17 protein-coding genes and 1 tRNA gene are annotated in these 18,812 nt (G+C 71.8%); 9 read left to right on the top strand and 9 right to left on the bottom strand.

Annotated features, from left to right (window positions below; translation table 11 throughout):
* Positions 1-19: 19 nt before the first annotated feature.
* Positions 20-1,003 carry a carbohydrate-binding protein gene (locus ACZ52C_RS18575; RefSeq protein WP_469075716.1) on the bottom strand — a complete coding sequence of 328 codons (984 nt, stop codon included), beginning with the start codon at positions 1,001-1,003 and terminating at the stop codon, positions 20-22.
* A 212-nt stretch (positions 1,004-1,215) separates the two neighbouring features.
* A complete protein-coding gene (gene cdgB, locus ACZ52C_RS18580; RefSeq protein WP_469075717.1) occupies positions 1,216-2,964 on the bottom strand; it encodes a diguanylate cyclase CdgB in 1,749 nt (582 codons plus the stop codon).
* 472 nt (positions 2,965-3,436) lie between these two features.
* On the opposite strand from cdgB, the gene ACZ52C_RS18585 reads away from it, so the two are divergent.
* On the top strand, positions 3,437-3,949 hold the full coding sequence (locus tag ACZ52C_RS18585) for a flavin reductase family protein (protein WP_469075718.1): 513 nt from the start codon (positions 3,437-3,439) through the stop codon (positions 3,947-3,949).
* A 47-nt stretch (positions 3,950-3,996) separates the two neighbouring features.
* Here ACZ52C_RS18585 and arfB read toward each other — a convergent pair whose 3' ends face one another.
* Entirely contained in the window at positions 3,997-4,425 is a 429-nt protein-coding gene (gene arfB, locus ACZ52C_RS18590; RefSeq protein WP_215456366.1) for an alternative ribosome rescue aminoacyl-tRNA hydrolase ArfB, read from the bottom strand.
* Between the two features lie 176 nt (positions 4,426-4,601).
* Here arfB and ACZ52C_RS18595 point away from each other — a divergent pair, with 176 nt between their 5' ends.
* Entirely contained in the window at positions 4,602-5,177 is a 576-nt protein-coding gene (locus ACZ52C_RS18595; RefSeq protein ID WP_086762889.1) for a TerD family protein, read from the top strand.
* A gap of 146 nt (positions 5,178-5,323) precedes the next feature.
* On the opposite strand, the gene ACZ52C_RS18600 is transcribed toward ACZ52C_RS18595, so the two are convergent.
* Positions 5,324-6,019: a hypothetical protein gene (locus ACZ52C_RS18600; RefSeq protein ID WP_469075719.1), complete on the bottom strand. Its 696-nt coding sequence runs from the start codon at positions 6,017-6,019 to the stop codon at positions 5,324-5,326.
* A 92-nt stretch (positions 6,020-6,111) separates the two neighbouring features.
* Between ACZ52C_RS18600 and ACZ52C_RS18605 the strand changes: the two genes are divergently transcribed.
* Positions 6,112-7,149, top strand: a complete 1,038-nt coding sequence (locus ACZ52C_RS18605) for a bifunctional GNAT family N-acetyltransferase/NUDIX hydrolase (RefSeq protein ID WP_469075779.1) — start codon at positions 6,112-6,114, stop codon at positions 7,147-7,149.
* A 14-nt stretch (positions 7,150-7,163) separates the two neighbouring features.
* Here ACZ52C_RS18605 and ACZ52C_RS18610 read toward each other — a convergent pair whose 3' ends face one another.
* Positions 7,164-8,636, bottom strand: coding sequence for a M1 family metallopeptidase (locus tag ACZ52C_RS18610; protein WP_469075720.1), 1,473 nt, complete (start codon positions 8,634-8,636; stop codon positions 7,164-7,166).
* A 7-nt stretch (positions 8,637-8,643) separates the two neighbouring features.
* On the opposite strand from ACZ52C_RS18610, the gene ACZ52C_RS18615 reads away from it, so the two are divergent.
* Positions 8,644-9,144 (top strand): hypothetical protein, encoded by a 501-nt coding sequence (locus ACZ52C_RS18615; protein WP_469075721.1) that lies wholly within the window; start codon positions 8,644-8,646, stop codon positions 9,142-9,144.
* Between the two features lie 140 nt (positions 9,145-9,284).
* On the opposite strand, the gene ACZ52C_RS18620 is transcribed toward ACZ52C_RS18615, so the two are convergent.
* Positions 9,285-9,953: a pentapeptide repeat-containing protein gene (locus ACZ52C_RS18620; RefSeq protein WP_469075722.1), complete on the bottom strand. Its 669-nt coding sequence runs from the start codon at positions 9,951-9,953 to the stop codon at positions 9,285-9,287.
* 206 nt (positions 9,954-10,159) lie between these two features.
* Between ACZ52C_RS18620 and ACZ52C_RS18625 the strand changes: the two genes are divergently transcribed.
* From ACZ52C_RS18625 to ACZ52C_RS18635, 3 genes are all read left to right on the top strand, one after another.
* The gene (locus ACZ52C_RS18625; protein ID WP_469075723.1) at positions 10,160-11,401 is read left to right on the top strand and encodes an FAD-dependent oxidoreductase; all 1,242 of its coding nucleotides are present in this window, start codon (positions 10,160-10,162) and stop codon (positions 11,399-11,401) included.
* Positions 11,402-11,480: 79 nt separating this feature from the next.
* Positions 11,481-12,452 carry a zinc-binding dehydrogenase gene (locus ACZ52C_RS18630; RefSeq protein ID WP_469075724.1) on the top strand — a complete coding sequence of 324 codons (972 nt, stop codon included), beginning with the start codon at positions 11,481-11,483 and terminating at the stop codon, positions 12,450-12,452.
* A gap of 155 nt (positions 12,453-12,607) precedes the next feature.
* Positions 12,608-13,975 (top strand): MFS transporter, encoded by a 1,368-nt coding sequence (locus tag ACZ52C_RS18635; protein WP_469075780.1) that lies wholly within the window; start codon positions 12,608-12,610, stop codon positions 13,973-13,975.
* A gap of 78 nt (positions 13,976-14,053) precedes the next feature.
* On the opposite strand, the gene ACZ52C_RS18640 is transcribed toward ACZ52C_RS18635, so the two are convergent.
* The gene (locus ACZ52C_RS18640; RefSeq protein WP_469075725.1) at positions 14,054-15,466 is read right to left on the bottom strand and encodes an NAD(P)/FAD-dependent oxidoreductase; all 1,413 of its coding nucleotides are present in this window, start codon (positions 15,464-15,466) and stop codon (positions 14,054-14,056) included.
* Positions 15,467-15,583: 117 nt separating this feature from the next.
* Here ACZ52C_RS18640 and ACZ52C_RS18645 point away from each other — a divergent pair, with 117 nt between their 5' ends.
* Positions 15,584-16,462, top strand: a complete 879-nt coding sequence (locus ACZ52C_RS18645; protein ID WP_469075726.1) for an aminoglycoside phosphotransferase family protein — start codon at positions 15,584-15,586, stop codon at positions 16,460-16,462.
* Positions 16,463-16,478: 16 nt separating this feature from the next.
* On the opposite strand, the gene ACZ52C_RS18650 is transcribed toward ACZ52C_RS18645, so the two are convergent.
* Both ACZ52C_RS18650 and ACZ52C_RS18655 read right to left on the bottom strand, forming a co-directional pair.
* Positions 16,479-17,042 (bottom strand): AMIN-like domain-containing (lipo)protein, encoded by a 564-nt coding sequence (locus tag ACZ52C_RS18650; protein WP_469075727.1) that lies wholly within the window; start codon positions 17,040-17,042, stop codon positions 16,479-16,481.
* 171 nt (positions 17,043-17,213) lie between these two features.
* Positions 17,214-17,287: transfer RNA gene (locus ACZ52C_RS18655), tRNA-Thr, on the bottom strand.
* Between the two features lie 233 nt (positions 17,288-17,520).
* Here ACZ52C_RS18655 and ACZ52C_RS18660 point away from each other — a divergent pair.
* Complete coding sequence (locus tag ACZ52C_RS18660) at positions 17,521-18,657, top strand: ABC transporter ATP-binding protein (RefSeq protein WP_469075728.1); 1,137 nt, start codon at positions 17,521-17,523, stop codon at positions 18,655-18,657.
* Positions 18,658-18,812: the final 155 nt, after the last annotated feature.

Below are 18,812 nucleotides of genomic sequence, written 5' to 3' on the forward strand. Positions count from 1 at the left end.
CGGCTCCGGCGAGCGGGCCTCAGCTCTTCCAGCCCTTTTCCAGGTACAGCTGGTCGAAGTTGACGTCGCAGGAGTTGCCGTCCTCGCAGGAGATCTTGACCTCGTTGCTGCCCTTGTTGAGCTGGATGGACGCGTAGGTGTTCGTCCAGCCCTTCTCGTAGTCGCCCTCGGGGCCCTTGGCGAAGTTGTCCAGGTTGAGCGGGCGGGTCTGGGCGGTGCCGTTGACCGTGAGGGTCGCGTCGGCCTTCTTGCCCGGGACTCCGTAGAGGACGTAGAGCGTGTACTTGCCGCCCGTCGGGACGTCCTCCATCTTCCAGGTGATGGACGACCCCACCGAGTTGAAGTTCCCCACATAGAACCCGCCCTCCGACTTCGCGCCGGGGACGTCGGAGGCGATGGCCGCGTTACCGCCGAGGAGGAGGGTCTTGGCCTCGGCCTTGGGGAGTTCGGCGGTCTCCGCGTCCTTGGACTTGCTGGGCGTCGGGCTGGGGTCGGCGCTCTCCTGGGTGTTGGGGCCGGCGGAGGCACCGGTGTCGTTGCCCGAGGCGTTGTCGGAGTCGTCGCCGCCGAGCATGGCGACGCTGATGCCGATCACCACGGCGGCCACCACGGCGATCGCGCCGATGAGGAGGCCCTTGGTGTTGGGGCCACGGCCCCGGCCACCGCCCCCGCCGCTGTTGTAGGCCTGCTGACGCGTCGTCTGGGCGCCGCCGGAGAAGCTCTCGGGGGCCTGGTAGTGCGCGTTCGGCTGGCCCGGTGCGCCCTGCGGCTGGCCGTACGCCTGCTGCGGGACCTGCCCGTACTGCGCGGTCGCGGCCTGCGGAGCCTGCTGGGTCTGCTGCCCGTACTGCCGCTCGCCGACCGGTCGCACCCGGTTGACCGCGTTCGGGTAGCCGTAGCTCGCGGTGGGCGGCTGGGCTCCTCGGGCCTGCCCGTCGGCGTAGAGGTAGCCGAACGGGTCGTCGTCCTCGGGCGTGCTCGCGCCGTTGTTGCCGGGCGTCATCCCTAGGTCTCCTCAGCGGTGCGGTACATGCGGTACGGGTGGCGGGTTGGTGCGTAGGGGTGCAGGAGAGCGAGCCTACCCGCTCGCAGTGACCCAAACGGGTGACTCGGACCTCATCGGCGGACCGGCACCTCGCCGACCAGGCGCTTTTCAGCCGCCGCACGCCGCTGACCTGGGCTTCCGCCCCGGTGTCTCCGCTGTCACACAGGGCGCTATCCGGCTCGCCTGTGCTGTCTGGGACGAGATCGTTTCTCGACGTACATCCGCTCGTCAGCTGATTTCAACACCTCGTCCGCCGTCATTCCGCAGTGGGCCCATCCGATGCCGAAACTGGCCCCGACGCGCATCGCGCGACCGTCGACGCGAATCGGCTGGATGATCTCGTTGCGCAGGCGTACGGCGAGGTCCTGGGCGTCCGCGCGGCCGAGTCCGTCGGCGAGGACGACGAACTCGTCACCGCCGAGCCGGGCCACGGTGTCGCCGTCGCGCACGCCCCGGCTGAGCCGCCGGGCCACCTCGATGAGGACGGCGTCGCCCGCGTTGTGCCCGAACCGGTCGTTGATCGACTTGAACCCGTCGAGGTCGCAGAAGAGCACCGCGAGCCCCTTGGTCCCGTCGTCCCGCTCGTCCTCGGGCGCGACGGTGTGCACATGGTGGTCGAAGGCGTCGTACGGCGCGCCGGACGCGTGGAAGTCGAAGGCGTGCCCGCTGCGCCCGGCGGCCTCGTACGCGTCGAAGGACGGGTGCGGCAGCCGGGCCGCGTGCTCGGCGCCGAACTCCCCGTGCTCGCCCCCGTCGCCCTGCTCGCCGAACTGTCCGAAGGCCGCGTTCATCGAGTCGGCCGCCGCGCCGGCCGGCAGGGACTGGGGGCGCTGACAGATGCGGGCGGACAGGCGCGAGCGCAGCTCGGCCGAGTTCGGCAGGCCCGTGAGGGCGTCGTGCGAGGCGCGGTGTGCGAGCTGGAGCTCACGCCGCTTGCGCTCCTCGATGTCCTCGACGTGGGTGAGCAGGAAGCGGGGCCCGTCGGCGGCGTCCGCGACCACGCTGTTGCGCAGCGAGACCCACACGTACGTCCCGTCGCGGCGCCCGAGCCGCAGCTCGGCGCGCCCGCCCTCGGCGGAGGTCCGCAGGAGCGTGCCTATGTCCTCGGGGTGGACGAGGTCGGAGAAGGCGTACCGCCGCATGGCGGAGGCGGGGCGCCCCAGCAGCCGGCACAGGGCGTCGTTGGTCCGCAGGATGCGGCCGTGCTGGTCGCCGCCCATCTCCGCGATGGCCATACCGCTCGGGGCGTACTCGAAGGCCTGCCGGAAGGATTCCTCGCTGGCACGCAGCGCCTGCTGCTCCCTTTCGAGCCTGACCAGTGCACGCTGCATGTTGGCGCGCAGCCGAGCGTTGCTGATCGCGATGGCGGCCTGGAAGGCGTACATCTGGAGCGCTTCGCGTCCCCACGCGCCCGGTCGGCGACCGTTTCGCGGCCGGTCCACGGAGACGACGCCGAGCAGCTCGCCGCAGGAGGCGCCGCCGGCGCCCGGGGTGTACATCGGCGCGAAGAGGCGGTCGGAGGGGTGCCACTCGTCCTCGAAGCGGGGCGCGGGGCCGTCGGTGTACCACTGGGGCACGTCGTCCTCGTCGAGCACCCAGCCCTCGGTGTGCGGTATGAACCGCAGGTCGCCCCATGCCTCGCCCATGCTCAGCCGGCGGTCCCAGGAGGCGCGGGAGCCGACGCGGCCGGTGATCAGGGCCTCGGCCGCGCTGTTCCCGGAGAGGGCGGCGACGACCAGGTCGCCGTCGGGGCGGACCAGGTTCACGCAGGCCAGTTCGTAGCCCAGGCCGTTGACCACGCCGTCGGCGACGGTCTGTAGCGTGTCGGCCAGGCTGCGTGCGGTGTTCATGTCCGCCATCACCTGGTGCAGCTGCCGCAGCGTCGTCAGACGGACGTAGGGCTCCGACTCGGTCTCCATTCGCCCTCCCCCCGAGATCTCGTGGCAGCTCCAGGCTCCAGGTAACCTGCGCAACCTACTTAACTCGCGGGCTTACAACCGCTTACAGTTCCCGCTTACAGGTTCCAGCTTCCCCGCCACTGAATCACAGCGCGAAGCCCACTCGGTACACAGGGTCAACAAAATATGGCTCCTGTGACTCAAGTCACAGCGGAAGATGAGCAATTGAGTGGAGTTTATGCGTTTCCCTCGTGCGCTTCCTGAACAGGATTCAGAACTCTGTGTAGGCAGTGTGAGCGAGCCTGAGCGTACGGCTCGGACGGCGGCCCTAGGTCGCAGGTCCCGGGGCGGTTCGGGCCCCGGGCCGATATGGGGACCGCTTGCCGCGGGCTAGCGTGCCGACGTGTCCAAGACGGTTCCTCTCGCAAACGCGCCCCTGGCCCAGCGCACCCCGGCCGCTCCCGGCCCCCTGCCCGCCGGGCATGCTGAGAGGGTGAGCGAAGACGAGTTCCGTGCCGCGATGTCCCGACTGGCGGCGGGTGTGGTCCTGGTGACCGCGCACGAGGCCGCGCTGGATCCGGACGGGCCGCGCGGCGAGGACGTCGGCATGACGGCCACCTCCTTCATGTCCGTGTCCCTCGACCCGCCCCTCGTCATGGTGAGCCTGCGCGAGGGCTCCCGCATGGACGACCTCCTCGCCGAGCAGCCGCTGTGGGCGGTCTCCGTCCTCTCCGACCAGCAGCGCACCGTCGCCGCCCGCTTCGCCATGCGAAACCGCGTGAGCGACCGCCTTCTCTTCGACTCGGTCCCCCACACCCGGGGCACGACCAGCGGTGCCCTCCTGATCGACGGCGCCCTGGCCACCCTGGAATGCCGCACCGAACAGCGCGTGACCGCGGGCGACCACACCCTGGTCATCGGCAGAGTCCTGACCGCCACGACCCCGGGCCCGGACACGGGCCCCCTCACCTACTTCCGGGGCCTCTACCGGCAGCTGTCCCCGTAGGCGAGCCCTTCCCGCGGGGAGGATGCCCGTGGCTTCAGCCCGAGACCTCAGCCCCAGTCCCGCCCGGACCGCCCCCGCTTGGTGTCGGAGCGCTGCTTCTTCTCCCGCAGCCGCCGTTCGTTGATCCCCCTCGGGATACGGGTCGCCCGCCGCGGCTTCGGCGGCGGCGCGGTCGCCTCCGCGAGCAGCGCGGCCAGCCGTACGGCGGCAGTCTCCCGGTTGCGCCACTGCGAACGGTGCTCGGAGGAGCGGACGCTGACCACCCCGTCGACGAGCCGCGACGCGAGCCGCTCCAGCGCCCGCGCCTTCCACACCTCGGGCAGCGCCTCGGTGTTCGCGAGGTCGAACCGCAGCTCGACCTGCGAGTCACTGGTGTTGACGTGCTGTCCGCCGGGACCGGAGGACCGGGAGAAACGCCACATGAGCTCGGCCTCGGGAAGCGAGACGGAGCCACGGATGACGTAAGGACCGGACATGCCCCCATGGTCGCGCGGATGTCCGGTCCGCGTCACGCCCTTTTCCCGGTGGGTAAAGAAAGTAAAAACCGCTGGAACCTCTGGCGCCCCTCCCGACGTTCATAGGGGTACAGGTAGCTTCGTCCCCGGCACGAAGCCCGTAAGGCACGTACGCAACGAGGGAAGGACTCCCAACCATGGCTGTAAGCCTGTCCAAGGGTGGCAACGTCTCGCTCACCAAGGAGGCTCCGGGCCTGACGGCCGTCACCGTGGGCCTCGGCTGGGACGTCCGCACCACCACCGGCACGGACTTCGACCTCGACGCCTCCGCGATCGCGGTCAACCCGCAGGGCAAGGTCTACTCGGACGGTCACTTCGTCTTCTTCAACAACAAGCAGACCCCGGACCAGACCATCGTCCACACCGGCGACAACCGCACGGGCGAGGGCGCGGGCGACGACGAGGCGATCAACGTCAACCTGGCGGGCCTCCCCGCCGACGTCGACAAGATCGTCTTCCCGGTCTCCATCTACGACGCGGAGAACCGCTCGCAGAACTTCGGCCAGGTCCGCAACGCGTACATCCGCATCGTCAACCAGGCCGGCGGCGCCGAGATCGCCCGCTACGACCTCTCCGAGGACGCCGCCACCGAGACCGCCATGGTCTTCGGCGAGCTCTACCGCAACGGCGCCGAGTGGAAGTTCCGCGCGGTCGGCCAGGGCTACGCCTCGGGTCTCGTCGGCATCGCCCAGGACTTCGGCGTCAGCGTCTGAGTTCCAGGCGCCGCCCGGCCGGGGGCCGACGCCTCGTCCCACGGCCCGTCACGGCAGCTCACGGCACCTCACCGAAGGCCCCGCCACACCCGGCGGGGCCTTCGGCCGTACCGGCGACCGTCCCGGCGGCCGGCGGAGCACCGGAGTCACACGCGCCAGTCCGCGGCGTACTGGATGTGCAGCGTCGCGGGACGGCGCCGCCGGTTCCGTATCCGGGACCACGGCCCGGGGTCCAGCTCGACACAGAAGTGCCCCGCGTGCGGTCGGCGGTACGAGAACGACGGCGCCTGGTCGACGAGGCCGCGCAGCGCCGTGCCGTGCTCACGGAACGCGGTGGGGCTGCCCACGACGAACAGCGTGTGCGCCGCGATGTCGAAGGCGAGGTGGTCGCGGTACGACCGGTAGGCGCGCCGCTCGTGGTCGATGGCGTCCGCGTCGGGGAAGTCCCGGTCCGGAGTCGCCGTCGTCTGGGGCCTGCCGGTGTCGAGCCGTGCCCGCACGGGCTTCCAGCTGGCCGTCGGGAACCGCAGGCTGTGGTGGAGCAGCACCAGGTCCAGCGCGACGGGTTCACCGTCACCGGCGGCGCCGGCGACGCCCTCGGGCGCGGAGGCGGCCCGGATCGGCAGATGGATCAGCGACCGGGCGGACCGGGCGGCCAGCGACCACAGGGCCACGAGCCGTTCCGCGCCGGCCCGGTCGACGTACATCGACAGCCAGTGGTGGTCGTCCCGCAACGCCAGCCGGGCCGCCGACGGTTCCGCCCGGATCACTCGGAACTCGTCACCGCCCAGCCGCACCTTGTGCACCCGCACCCGCTCTTCCACACGCCTCCTCGCGCTCACGCCCGCTCCCCCGCGCTTCCGCACACTCGTCACGCCCGGATGAAGACTGTAGATCCCGGTGTCGGGCCCTGATCGCTACCGTGCGGGGCATGCTGCTGCTCGAACCCCTCCGCACGGCCGAGGACGGAACCGTCCCCGGCCCCCTCCTCGCCGAACTCACCGCCCTGCACGCCTCCAACCGCGACTTCTACACCCTGAGCGGTGACTTCCCGGACGCGAACGACATCCGCCCCGAACAGGTGGCCGCGGCACTGGGCGTGGAGCTGGCCGACCCGGACGTGGAGATCCTGCTCGCCCGCGAGAGCGAGGACGAGGAGGGGGAAGGGGAGGAGGACGGGGGACAGGCACGGGGGCGGGCGCGAGGACGTCGGCTCGTCGGGATCGCCATCACCCTCGCACGGCATCCCGATCCGGCCGACCCGGACCCGTGGATCGGTCTGCTGCTCGTCGACGCCACTGCCCAACGCCGGGGGTACGGGCGCCAGTTGGCCACCCTCGTCGAGGAGCGGTTCCGGAAGGCGGGGCGGGCCGCCGTGCGGCTCGCGGCGCTCGACAACAACCCCGGCGCCCTGTCCTTCTGGACCGCCCTCGGGTACGAGGTCGTCGAACGGCGCCGGGACCGCCAACTGGGCCGCCCCTGCACGGTGTTGCGCAAGTCGCTGCGCACACCGCGCCGGGCCGCGAGGATCGCCGTACTCGATCCGGAGGGCGCCGTCCTCCTCTTCCAGTACCACAACGCCGAGGTGGGCGTGCACTGGGCACTGCCGGGCGGCGGTCTGGACGAGGGGGAGACCCCGCGCGAGGCCGCCGCGCGGGAGTTGCGGGAGGAAACGGGCTGGACGGACCTGGAGCCGGGCGCGCTGCTGTGCACCTGGGAGCACGACTTCACCCGCTACGACATCCCCGTACGCCAGCACGAGACCGTCTACGTGGCGCGGGGCCCGCGCCGCGAACCGGTGGGCGGCCTCCTCGCCGCCTCACGCGCCCATGAGGGCATCCTGACCTGGCGCTGGTGGACCCCCGCCGACCTCACCGACCCGACGGCGGAGCCGGTCTGGCCGCCGCATCTGGGCCGGCTGCTGGCGGAGTCCGAGCCGCCCGACGCCCCGGGTGGCGCACCCACTCCGTGAACACCTCGCTCGTTTCAGGCCTTCGGCGGCTTCCCGTCCCCGTACAGCCAGTCCTCCCAGATCGGGGTCAGGTCCGCGTCCGGAGCCGCAGTCGCCGCGAACTCCTCGGCGTAGTCCGTGAAGTCGGCCGTGTCGGCGTTGCCGTGGCGGTGTGCGGTCGCCCAGCCCTGGATCAGCTCGAAGAAGGCGTCGTCGCCGACGGCCCGACGCACCTTGTGCAGGACCATGGCAGCGCGTTCGTACACCGGGCTGTCGGAGATACGGGCGGCGCTCGGCGGCTTCGCGGGCGGGAAGTCCCAGACGGCCTCGCCGTCGGCGGCGTCCTCGAAGTAGTCGCCCTCGTACAGCGCGTCGAAGCTCTCCTGGGCACTGTCGCCGCCGTGGTCCTCCTCCCACAGCCACTCGGCGTACGTGGCGAACCCCTCGTTGAGCCACATGTCCCGCCAGCTCTTCGGGGTGACGGAGTCGCCGTACCACTGGTGGGCCAGTTCGTGGACGAGGAGCGAGAGGTCGGGGGCGCCGGGGAAGACGGGGCGGTTCTGGGTCTCCAGGGCGTACTCGGCGTCCTCCGGGCGGTCGACGATCGCGCCGGTGGAGGAGAAGGGGTACGGGCCGAAGTTCCCCTCCGCCCACCGGACGACCTCGGGGATCCGCCCCAGCACGGCCCGGCTCTCCTCGGCCTGGGAGGGGTCGACCGCGACGTACACGGGAAGCCGACGGCGGCCGCCGACCGTCGAGCGGCGGATCTCGAACTCGCCGATCGCGAGCGTGGCCACATAGCTCGCCATGGGTTCGGCGGTGTGCCAGGAGAAGGTCGTACGGCCGTCGCGGGTGGACTCGCCGGCCAACTCCCCGTTGGAGACGGCCATCAGCCCTTCGGGGACGGTGACCGCGAGGTCGTACGCCGCCTTGTCGGAGGGGTGGTGGTTGCCGGGGAACCAGGCCGTCGAGCCGGTGGGTTCGCCCAGCGCGAGGACGCCGTCAGCGGTCGGCAGCCAGCCCTCGCGGGAGCCGTCGGGGTCGGTGATGGTCACGGGGGTGCCCGAGTAGCGCACGGTCGTCCGGAACGTCTCGCCGTCGTCGAGCCCCTGCTCGGGGGTGACGGTCAGCTCCTGCCCCGCCCGCTTCCACCGCGCCGCGACGCCGTCGACGGCGACCGAGTCGACGTCCATGCCCCGGAGATCGAGGTTGAAGGAGCCGAGGTCCCGCGTCGCCCGCGCGGTGACGACGGCGGTGGCACGCAGGCGGACCCGCGCATCGGGGTCGTAGCCGAGGGTGAGGGCGTAGTGGGTGACGTCGTACCCGCCGTTGCCGAGGCCGGCGAAGTACGGGTCGCGGAGGCCGGCGGAGCCCTTGGCCCTCTCGGCCTCGCCGCCGCCGTCGGTGCACGACGTGAGCGTGAGGGCCAGCGCGACGGCGAGGAGGGCGGCCGGGACAACCCGTGCGGATCGGGACACGACGGCGATCCTACGAGGACATGACACCATCGCCTACGTGCTCGACATCGGCTACGCCCTCTCCAACCGCTTCCCCGATCCGCCGCAGACGGACTACCGGCGCGCGGACGTGTACGCGCTGCGGCACGACCTTTTCTGCGGTGACGTGTACCTCGCCGACACCAAGGCGGACCGGGAACTGTCCACAGCCTGGGGATGGGTGCCGGTGCTGGACTTCGCGTGGGCGCTGTGCGACATCGTGGAACAGCTCGACCGGGACCCGGCCGGCTCGCGTGCCTCCCGCCCCCAGTACGCGGAGCTGGATTTCACCGAGTCCACCGACCGCATGCTCTTCCAGCGCCGCTTCGGGTGGGTGGACGTCGAGTCGGACTGGATGCCGGCCGAGGAACCACCGCTGACGTTCTCTCACGCCGAGCTCCGCCGTGAGGCCCGCGACTTCCTGCACGACGTGATCGCCGACCTCTGCGACCTGCACGAGCCCCTCTCAGAAAACCCAGCGATCTGGAGCCTCCAGGCCCGCTTCCCAAGGGTGCCGTAAGGGGTCGCCGTGTTCGTCCGCGGGTGAGTGGGGCTTCTCGCGCAGTTCCCACCGGACGGACGTGTGGGGGTCGAAGGGGCGCAGCCTCTTGAGGATGGGACGGGTAGGGGCGGCGGGGGCGAACCCCTCCCGGGCGCACCTCACCCCTCCACCCGAATCCCCATCTCCCCCGCCAACACGGGCGCCAACTCCACCAACTGCGCCGCACTGATCACCGCCCCCGACAACCGCCCCACCCCCCGAGCGATCTCCACCGACGCGGCCCCCCGCAGATCCACATCCACCAGACTCACCCCACTCAGATCCGCCCCCCGCAACGCACACCCCACAAACGCGACCCTCTCCAGCCGCGCACCCCCGAAATCCGGCTCGACCAACACACAGTCCTCGAACACGACATCCCTGAGCCGCGCCTCGCGCAGATTGAGGAAGTCGATCTTCCCCCCGCGCACGAGCACCCGCTCCAGCACGGCCCCGTGCAACTGCACCCCACCGAGCCGCGCCTCCACCAGCTCGACATCCCGCAACGTCGCCTCGGCCAGATCCGTCCCCACGCCCCGTATCCCCGTGAGGACGCAGTCGAGCACCCGGGCCCGCTGCAACCGCGTCTCGTCCAGCGCGCACCCCGTCAGCGCGCAGTCCATGAACCGGGCGCCCCTGCCGTCCTGCCCGCCGAAGTCCTCGTCCCGGAACTCCAGCCCGTCGTAGTCCCCGTCGGGCTCCAGCCCCCCGCCCGCGTACTCCTCCAGCACCGGCAACCGCACCTCCGGCCGCCGCGCCGCCTTCACCACCGACCTCGCCCTCACCATCCCCCCATCGTGCACCCCACCACTGACATCCCCTCCGACCTGCCCGAAACCCACCCGCCCACCACCCCCGCACCCCCATGTCACATCCCGGCGCCCTCCCTCCGTCATACCTGCGGACAGCCGCACAGCCGCACAACCACGCACCGCACACGGCACACGGCACACCGCACAACCGGCCGACGGACACCGACCCGAGGGAGCCAGTCATGCACGCCACCCGACCCCCCACCCCCGTCCCCGTCACCGTCATCGGCGGCGGCTTCGCCGGCCTCACCGCGGCCATCACCGCCGCCGAGGCGGGCGCGAGGGTCACCGTCCACGAGGCGCACCACACGCTCGGCGGCCGGGCCCGGACCGCGGAGGGGCGGTACCGGACGAACGAGGGACCGCACGCCCTGTACAACGGCGGCCCGCACTGGACCTGGCTGGCCCAGCGGGACCTGATCGGACCGCTCGCGCCCCTCCCGCCCCTGGAGACCGCCCGGTTGCGCCTGCACCACAGGGGCGCCCTGCGCCGGACCCCGCCGTTCGCGATGCTCAAGCTCCTCCGCCCGCGCCGTACGGCCCGCCCCGCGCCCGTCGACGTCGACTTCCTCACCTGGGCGACCGAGCAGGCCGGCGAGGAGGCCGCACGCGCCGCGGCCAACTACGCGGCGGTGGCGCTGTTCCACCACGACCCGGGCTCCCTGTCCGCCGCGTTCGTACAGGAACGGCTGCGCCGGGCCACGAAACTGCCGCCGGAGGCGCACTACCCGCGCGGCGGCTGGGCGAGCGTCATCGACCGTATGGCGGCCCGCGCCTGGAACCTCGGCGTCCGCATAGAGACCCTCAGCCGCGTCGACAGCCTCGACGCCCTCACCGGCACCGGCAGCCGCGCCGGCACCCGAGGCCCCCGCACCGGCCCGATCATCGTCGCCACCTCCCTGGACGCCGCCCGCCGCCTGCTCAAGGACGACTCGCTGACCTGGCCGAGCGGCCGTACCGTCCTCCTCGACCTCGCCGTACGCACCCGCCGCGGCGACGCGTTCGCCGTCTCCGACCTGGACGCGCCCGGCTGGATCGAGCGGTTCACGGCCCAGGACCGCACGCTGGCCCCGGCGGGCGAGCAGTTGCTCCAGGGACAGTTCCCGATCGGTCCGCACGCGTCGCGGGCGGACGGCATCGCCCGCGCCGAACACCTGCTCGACCTGGGCTTCCCCGGCTGGCGGGACCGCGTCACCTGGCGGCGCGAGGCCACCGCCCACGGCCGTACCGGCGCCGTCGATCCGGTCGGCACCACCTGGCGCGACCGCCCGGCGGTGGACCGGGGCGACGGCGTGTACCTCGTCGGCGACCAGGTCGCGGCGCCGGGCGTGCTCTCGGAGGTGTCGTTCAACAGCGCCCTCGCGGCCGTCTCGCTGGCGCTGGGCAGGAAGTCGAGGAACACCCTTGACCTCAAGCACGCTTGAGGTCGGAGGCTGGGGTCCGCCAAGCGAAACCAGGCGCACACGCACCACGCGTGAACGACATCGCTCCAGGGGGCCCTCCATGCACGCCATCCGTCTGCACACCTTCGGTCCGGCCGAGAACCTGACGTACGAGAAGGTCGCGGACCCCGAGCCCGGTCCCGGCCAGGTGCGTATCGCCGTCGCCGCGGCCGGCGTACACCTGCTCGACGCGGCCCTCCGCGAGGGCGTTCCGGGGCCGGGACCGACGCCGGAACTGCCCACCGTCCCCGGCCGCGAGGTCGCCGGGATCGTCGAGGCGCTCGGGGAGGGCGTCCCGGAGACCTGGCTCGGCCGACGCGTCACGGCCCACCTCGGCTTCGTGCCCGGCGGTTACGCCGAACTGGCCGTCACCGAGGTCGAACGGCTGCACGAAATCCCGGAGAACCTCGACTTCGCGCAGGCCGTCGCGATGATCGGGACGGGCCGTACGGTGATGGGGATCCTGCTCTTCGCCGAACTCGGCCCGGACGACGTGGTCGTGGTCCCGGCCGCGGCCGGCGGCATCGGCACGCTCCTCGTGCAGTACGCCAAGAACGCGGGCGCCACGGTGATCGGCCTCGCCGGCGGCCCCGCGAAGACGGCCCGGGTGGCGGCGAACGGCGCCGACCTCGCCGTCGACTACACCGACCCGGCCTGGCCGGAGAAGGTCGCCGCGTACCGGGGGAAGGCCACGATCGTCTTCGACGGGGTCGGCGGCACGGTGGCGCGCGAGTCCGTCGCCCTGCTCGCCCCCGGCGGCAGGCACCTGGTCTTCGGCTGGTCGGCGGACGGCATCAAGGACGGCGGCCCCTATGTCGTGGAGGGCCTCTCGGAGACGGTCCTCGGCGAGGAGATGCGCCGCCGGGCCGGCGGCCCCGACCCCATCCGCACCCTCGAACTCCGCGCCCTCGCGGAGGCCGCCGCCGGGCGCCTCACCCCGGCCGTCCACCGCTTCCCCCTCGCCGAGGCGGCCGCCGCCCACCGCGCCCTGGAGGACCGCGGCACGACCGGCAAGGTGGTGCTGGAGCCGTGACCGCCCCCACGACCCGCCCCGGCCGGGACACCCCCCGGAGCCAGGGTCACGGCACACCCCCGGCCACCACCCCCACGCCGGACACCCCCGACGTCCCCGACACCCCCGACCCCCGCCGCTGGTGGGCCCTCGTCGTCATCGCGCTCGCCCAGCTGATGGTGATCCTGGACGCGACGATCGTGAACATCGCGCTGCCGTCGGCGCAGCGGGACCTGGGGATGTCCGACGGTGACCGGCAGTGGGTGATCACGTCGTACACCCTCGCCCTCGGCGGACTGCTGCTGCTCGGCGGCCGCGTCTCGGACCTGGTCGGACGCAAGCGGGCCTTCGTCGTCGGACTGGTCGGCTTCGCCGCGGCCTCGGCGCTCGGCGGCGCGGCCGGCACCTCCGGGACGCTGTTCGCGGCCCGCGCCCTCCAGGGCGCCTTCGCCGCCGTCCTCGCCCCCTCCGCGCTCAGCCTCCTCACCACCACCTTCGCGGACCCGGCGGAACGCGGAAAGGCGTTCGGCATCTACGGGGCCATCGCGGGCGGCGGTTCGGCGATCGGCCTGATCTCCGGCGGGCTGCTCACCGAGTACCTGGACTGGCGCTGGTGCCTGTACGTCAACGTGCCCATCGCCGTCGTCGCCCTCGTCGGCGCGACCGTCCTGCTCCGCGACCGCCCGGACCGCACCGGCGCCCGCCTCGACGTACCCGGTGCCCTCCTCGGCTCAGCCGGCCTCGTCGCCCTCGTCCACGGCTTCGGCGAGGCCGAACCCCGCGGCTGGACGGACACCCGCGTCCTGGCCCTCATCGCGGCGGGCGTCGCCCTGCTCACCGGCTTCGTCCTGCGACAGCGGACGGCCCGGCACCCCCTGCTCCCGCTGCACATCGTCCGCGACCGCGACCGGGCTGGCTGCTTCCTGACGATCTCCCTGGCGACCGTCGGCATGTTCGGGATGTTCCTGTTCATGACCTACTACCTCCAGGTCGTCCTCGCCTACTCCCCCGTGCGCACGGGGCTGGCCTTCCTCCCCCTCACCGCCGCGATCATCACGGGCTCGACCCAGATCTCGGCCCGGCTGATGCAGCGGGTCCCGCCCCGGCGGCTGATGGTCCCCGGCACGCTGCTGGCCGGGACCGGCATGCTGATCCTGACCCGGCTCACGGTCGACTCGTCGTACGTCACCGGGGTCCTCCCCGCGCTGGTCCTGATGGGCCTCGGCATGGGCATGACCTTCATGCCGGTCTTCTCCACCGCCACCGCCGGGGTCGCCCCGCAGGACGCGGGCGTCACCTCCGCGACGGTCAACACCGCCCAGCAGGTGGGCGGTTCGCTCGGCACGGCCCTACTGAACACCATCGCCACCAGCACCGGCGCGGCCTATCTCGCCACCCACGGCCACACCACGGCCGCCGTCCACGAGAGCGTCGTCCACGGCTACACCGTCGCACTCTGGTGGGCCGCCGGCATCCTCCTCCTCGCGGCCACCACCGCCGCCACGCTGATCACGGCGAAGGCCCCGAACCGCACCGCTGCCTGAGCCCAGCACCGCCGGCCGACGACCGACGACAGGTGGCCCCCGCCCATCCCGGCAGGGGCCACCACGGTGTCGCCGTCGTCAGTGCCGCCCCGCCACCCGATCGGCGAGCCGCGCCAACCGCGACGACTCCCCGCTGTTCGAGGCCGCCTCGCGCCGATCCGCGGTGCGATACGTCGCATACATCCCCTGCACACCCACCCAACGCAACGGCTCCGGCTCCCACTTGCGCACTCGGTGGTTCACCCACGGCAGCGAGGTCAGATCGCCGGTCCCACCCTGCCCGGAGTCCCGCAGGACGAGGTCACGCAGGGTGCGGCCGGCGAGGTTGGTCGTGGCCACCCCGGACCCGACGTAACCGCCCGCCCAGCCCAGACCCGTGGCCCGGTCCAGCGTCACCGTCGCGCACCAGTCACGCGGCACCCCCAGCACCCCCGACCAGGCGTGGTCGACCTTCACCCCGGTCAGCGGGGGGAAGAACCGCACGAGGATCTCGTACAGCGCCTCGATCGTCGCCGGCTGCGTCCGCCCGTCGTTGTCGGTCCGCGACCCGAAGCGGTACGGCACCCCGCGACCGCCGAGCGCGATCCGGTCGTCGGCGGTGCGCTGGGCGTACATATAGGCGTGCGCCATGTCGCCGAGCGTCGCGCGGCCCTCCCAGCCGATCGTCGCCCACTGCTCGGCCGTCAGCGGCTCGGTGGCGATCATCGACGAGTTCATCGGAAGCCAGGTCCGCCGCTGCCCCCTGAGGTTCGCCGTGAAGCCCTCCGTGCAGCGCAGCACATACGGCGCCCGGACCGTGCCGTACGGCGTGACCGCCCGCCCCGGCTGGATCTCGGTGACCGGCGTCAGCTCGTGCACGGTCACCCCCAGCCCCTCCACGACGGCCGCCAGCCCGGTCACCAGCTTCACCGGGTTCAGCCGCGCCCCGTGCGGCGTCCACGTCGACCCCACGGCGTCGGCGACCCTGATCAGCTCGGCCGTCTCCCGGGCGCCGTACAGCTCGCGGTCGTGCTCCCCGTACGCCAGCTCATGCTCGTGAAAGGCCTTCAGCCGCCCCAACTGCGCGGGCGTACAGGCGACTTCGAGGACGCCACCGCGGTGGATGTCCGCCTCGACACCCTCCTCCCCCGCCACCCGCACGACCTCGTCGACGGTCTCGTTCATGGCCCGCTGCAACCGCACGGCGGCCTCCCGGCCGTGCAGCCGCGCGTACCGGTCCCGCCCCGCGATCCCGTTGTAGAGCCAGCCGCCGTTGCGCCCCGAGGCCCCGTACCCGCAGAACTTCTGCTCCAGGACGGTGATCCGAAGCGAAGGGTCGGCCTTCTTCAGGTAGTAGGCGGTCCACAACCCGGTGTACCCACCCCCCACGACCACCACGTCGACAGCCGCGTCCCCGGCCAGCGGCTCCCGCGGCACGGGGAGCCCGGCCTGCGCGTACCAGAAGGAGACCCCGCCGTTGACGGCACCCGCGATCGCGTCCGAGCTGCTCATGCCCGGACGCTAACCCTTGCCGACAGCCCCTGTCTCCTACGGATTCCGTGGCGCACGGACGCCTGCGGCCCGGAAATCCAAAGGACTCCGGGCGAGCGCGCGCGTAGGGTCCCCCGCGTGATCGATGTTCCGGAGGAACTGGCCGAGACTCAGGAAGAGATCAACGGAGAAGCGGGCCGCAGATTCATCGCGGACCTCCCACGCCTGACCGCCGACTTCCTGGACCGCTGGGACCTACGCCTCGACGGCCGCCCCATGCACGGCATGTGCGCCCTGGTCGTCCCGGTGGTGGGTAGGGCCGAGGACACCCCGGCGGTCCTCAAGCTCCAGATCCCCGACGACGAGACCGAGGGCGAGCCGGTCGCCCTGCGCCACTGGAACGGCGACGGGGCGGTACGACTCCTGGACCACGACCCCACCACGGGCACCATGCTCCTCGAACGCCTCGACCCGGCCCGCATGCTCAGCCACGAGCCGGACACCCACCAGGCCGTCCTGGTCATCGCCCACCTCCTGGCCCACCTCACCGCCACCCCGGCCCCACCGACCGTGCGCCGCCTCTCCGACATCGCGGCGGACATGCTGGAGCGCACCCCCGCCGTCCTGGCCCGCATCCCTGACACGCCCTCCCGCCGTCTGCTGGCGGACTGCGCGGCGGCGCTCCGCGAGGTCGTGCACGAGCCCGGCGACCGCCTCCTCCACTGGGACCTGCACTTCGACAACGTCCTGGGCGCCGACCGGTCCCCCTGGCTCGCCATCGACCCCAAGCCCCTGGCCGGCGACCCCGCCTTCGACCTCTGGCCGGCCCTCGACAACCGCTTCGACCCGTCCGACGTCCCCTGGCGCTTCGACGCCATGACCGACGTCCTGGGCCTGAACCGCGAACGGGCGAGGGCCTGGACCCTCGCCCGCCTCCTCCAGAACGCCCTGTGGGAAGTGGAGGAGAACCGCTCCCTGGACCCGGACGACCTGGAACTCGGCCGTCTGCTCCGCTGACCGGGCCCGGCCGGGATCACCAGGTGTGGGCGACGTCCACCACGACACGGTCCGGCAGCTGGATCACCCGGAACGGCAACCGGGCACGGACACCGAGCCCGACCTGGCTCTGCCCCTCGAAGGTGCCGCCGAACTTGGCGTCCCGGAAGGTGCTGTAGCCAGCGAGGTTCACCCCGGGCAGGGCCTTCCCGTACTCCCCGGCGTAGGTCGGCTCCCCGGCCTCCAGGTCATAACTCCACGCACCGATCCGAATGTCGAGGATCGCCCCGCCGGCCACCGGTAGATACTCACCCGAGGGATCCGCCTGGAACCGGTCCACGTACTGCACGTGGTACCCGACCGCGCCCCCACCGGGCACGTCGAACACCATCCGGTCGTAGCACTCGTGCCGCCCGGCCCTGATGTCCACCAGGTGATCGGCCCCCTGCGCGGCGCCGCCCTTGGCCCCACTCCCCCACCCGGTCGGGCAGGCAGCCGCCACCTTCGAGGCCTCCCCCGCAGCCCCCGCGGTACCCGCGGCCGCCCCCAAGGTGGCCCCCGCCAGCACCAGCACCGCCGCCACCACTCCGATTCGTCGCATCACGTCCCCCTGCGTCTCTCCAACCCCGACACCGCTGACGCAGAAGGAGACGACCCGACACCCCGGAGGGTTGTACGACAGAAAGGGGCAAACCAGGGATTCCCACCCTCCACTTCCACCCCACACAAAAACCCCAGGTCAGCAACATCCCGACCTGGGGTTCCACACAAGAGCCCCCTGTCGGATTCGAACCGACGACCTACGCATTACAAGTGCGTTGCTCTGGCCAGCTGAGCTAAGGAGGCGTGGCCCCGCGTGGGGGCGCCCGTGCAGTGTACCCACGTCACAGACCGTGCTCGTCGAAAATTTCCGCGAAGTTCACAGGGGTCCAAGTACTGACAGACGCGGTGAACGGGAGGTACCGTCCTGACCCAATCCACTCCCGTGGACTACACCACCATGGCCCGGCCGTGGTGGATCACCACCTTTACAACGGATCGTCCGGCACGTTCCTGCCGGTGAAGGGGGCCTACGACCCATGGCCACAGTTTCGTTCGACAAGGCGACCCGCATCTACCCGGGTTCCACCAAGCCCGCCGTGGACGCGCTCGAGATCGAGATCGAGGACGGCGAGTTCCTCGTACTGGTCGGCCCGTCCGGTTGCGGCAAGTCCACCTCGCTCCGCATGCTCGCGGGGCTCGAGGACGTGAACGGCGGCGCCATCCGCATCGGTGACCGCGACGTCACGCACCTGCCGCCGAAGGACCGGGACATCGCCATGGTGTTCCAGAACTACGCGCTCTACCCGCACATGACCGTCGCCGACAACATGGGCTTCGCGCTCAAGATCGCCGGCGTCAACAAGGCGGAGATCCGGCAGAAGGTCGAGGAGGCCGCGAAGATCCTCGACCTCACCGAGTACCTGGACCGCAAGCCGAAGGCCCTCTCCGGTGGTCAGCGCCAGCGTGTCGCCATGGGTCGCGCCATCGTGCGTGAGCCCCAGGTCTTCCTCATGGACGAGCCGCTGTCGAACCTCGACGCCAAGCTCCGCGTCTCGACCCGTACGCAGATCGCGTCGCTCCAGCGCCGCCTCGGCATCACCACCGTCTACGTCACCCACGACCAGGTCGAGGCCATGACGATGGGCGACCGCGTGGCGGTCCTCAAGGACGGTCTGCTCCAGCAGGTCGACACCCCGCGCAACATGTACGACCGCCCGGCCAACCTCTTCGTCGCCGGCTTCATCGGCTCCCCGGCCATGAACCTGGTCGAGGTCCCGATCACCGACGGCGGCGTGAAGTTCGGCAACAGCGTCGTCCCGGTCAACCGTGACGCCCTGAAGGCCGCCTCCGACAAGGGTGACACCACGGTCACCGTCGGTGTCCGCCCGGAGCACTTCGACATCGTGGAGCACAACGGCACCGTCGCCTCCACCCTCTCGAAGGACACCGCCGACGCCCCGGCCGGCCTCGCCGTCACCGTCAACGTCGTCGAGGAGCTCGGCGCCGACGGTTACGTCTACGGCACCGCCGAGGTCGGCGGCGGGACCAAGGACCTCGTGGTCCGCGTCAACGGCCGCCAGGTGCCCGAGAAGGGCGCGACGCTGCACGTCGTCCCGCGTCCGGGCGAGACCCACGTGTTCTCGACCTCGACGGGCGAGCGCCTCACCGACTGACTCCCCGACGCCGGTGGGCGCGACCCTTCACGAAACCACCGGCCCGGGATAAATCACCCAGGTTGACGAAGAAGGCCCCGCAAACCTCTGCGGGGCCTTTTTCCTTGGCGCCAACTTCCCCGGCAAATAGGCTCATTTCGACCAGTGTGCGTCAA

This window comes from Streptomyces sp. NPDC034049 (genome assembly GCF_055575575.1).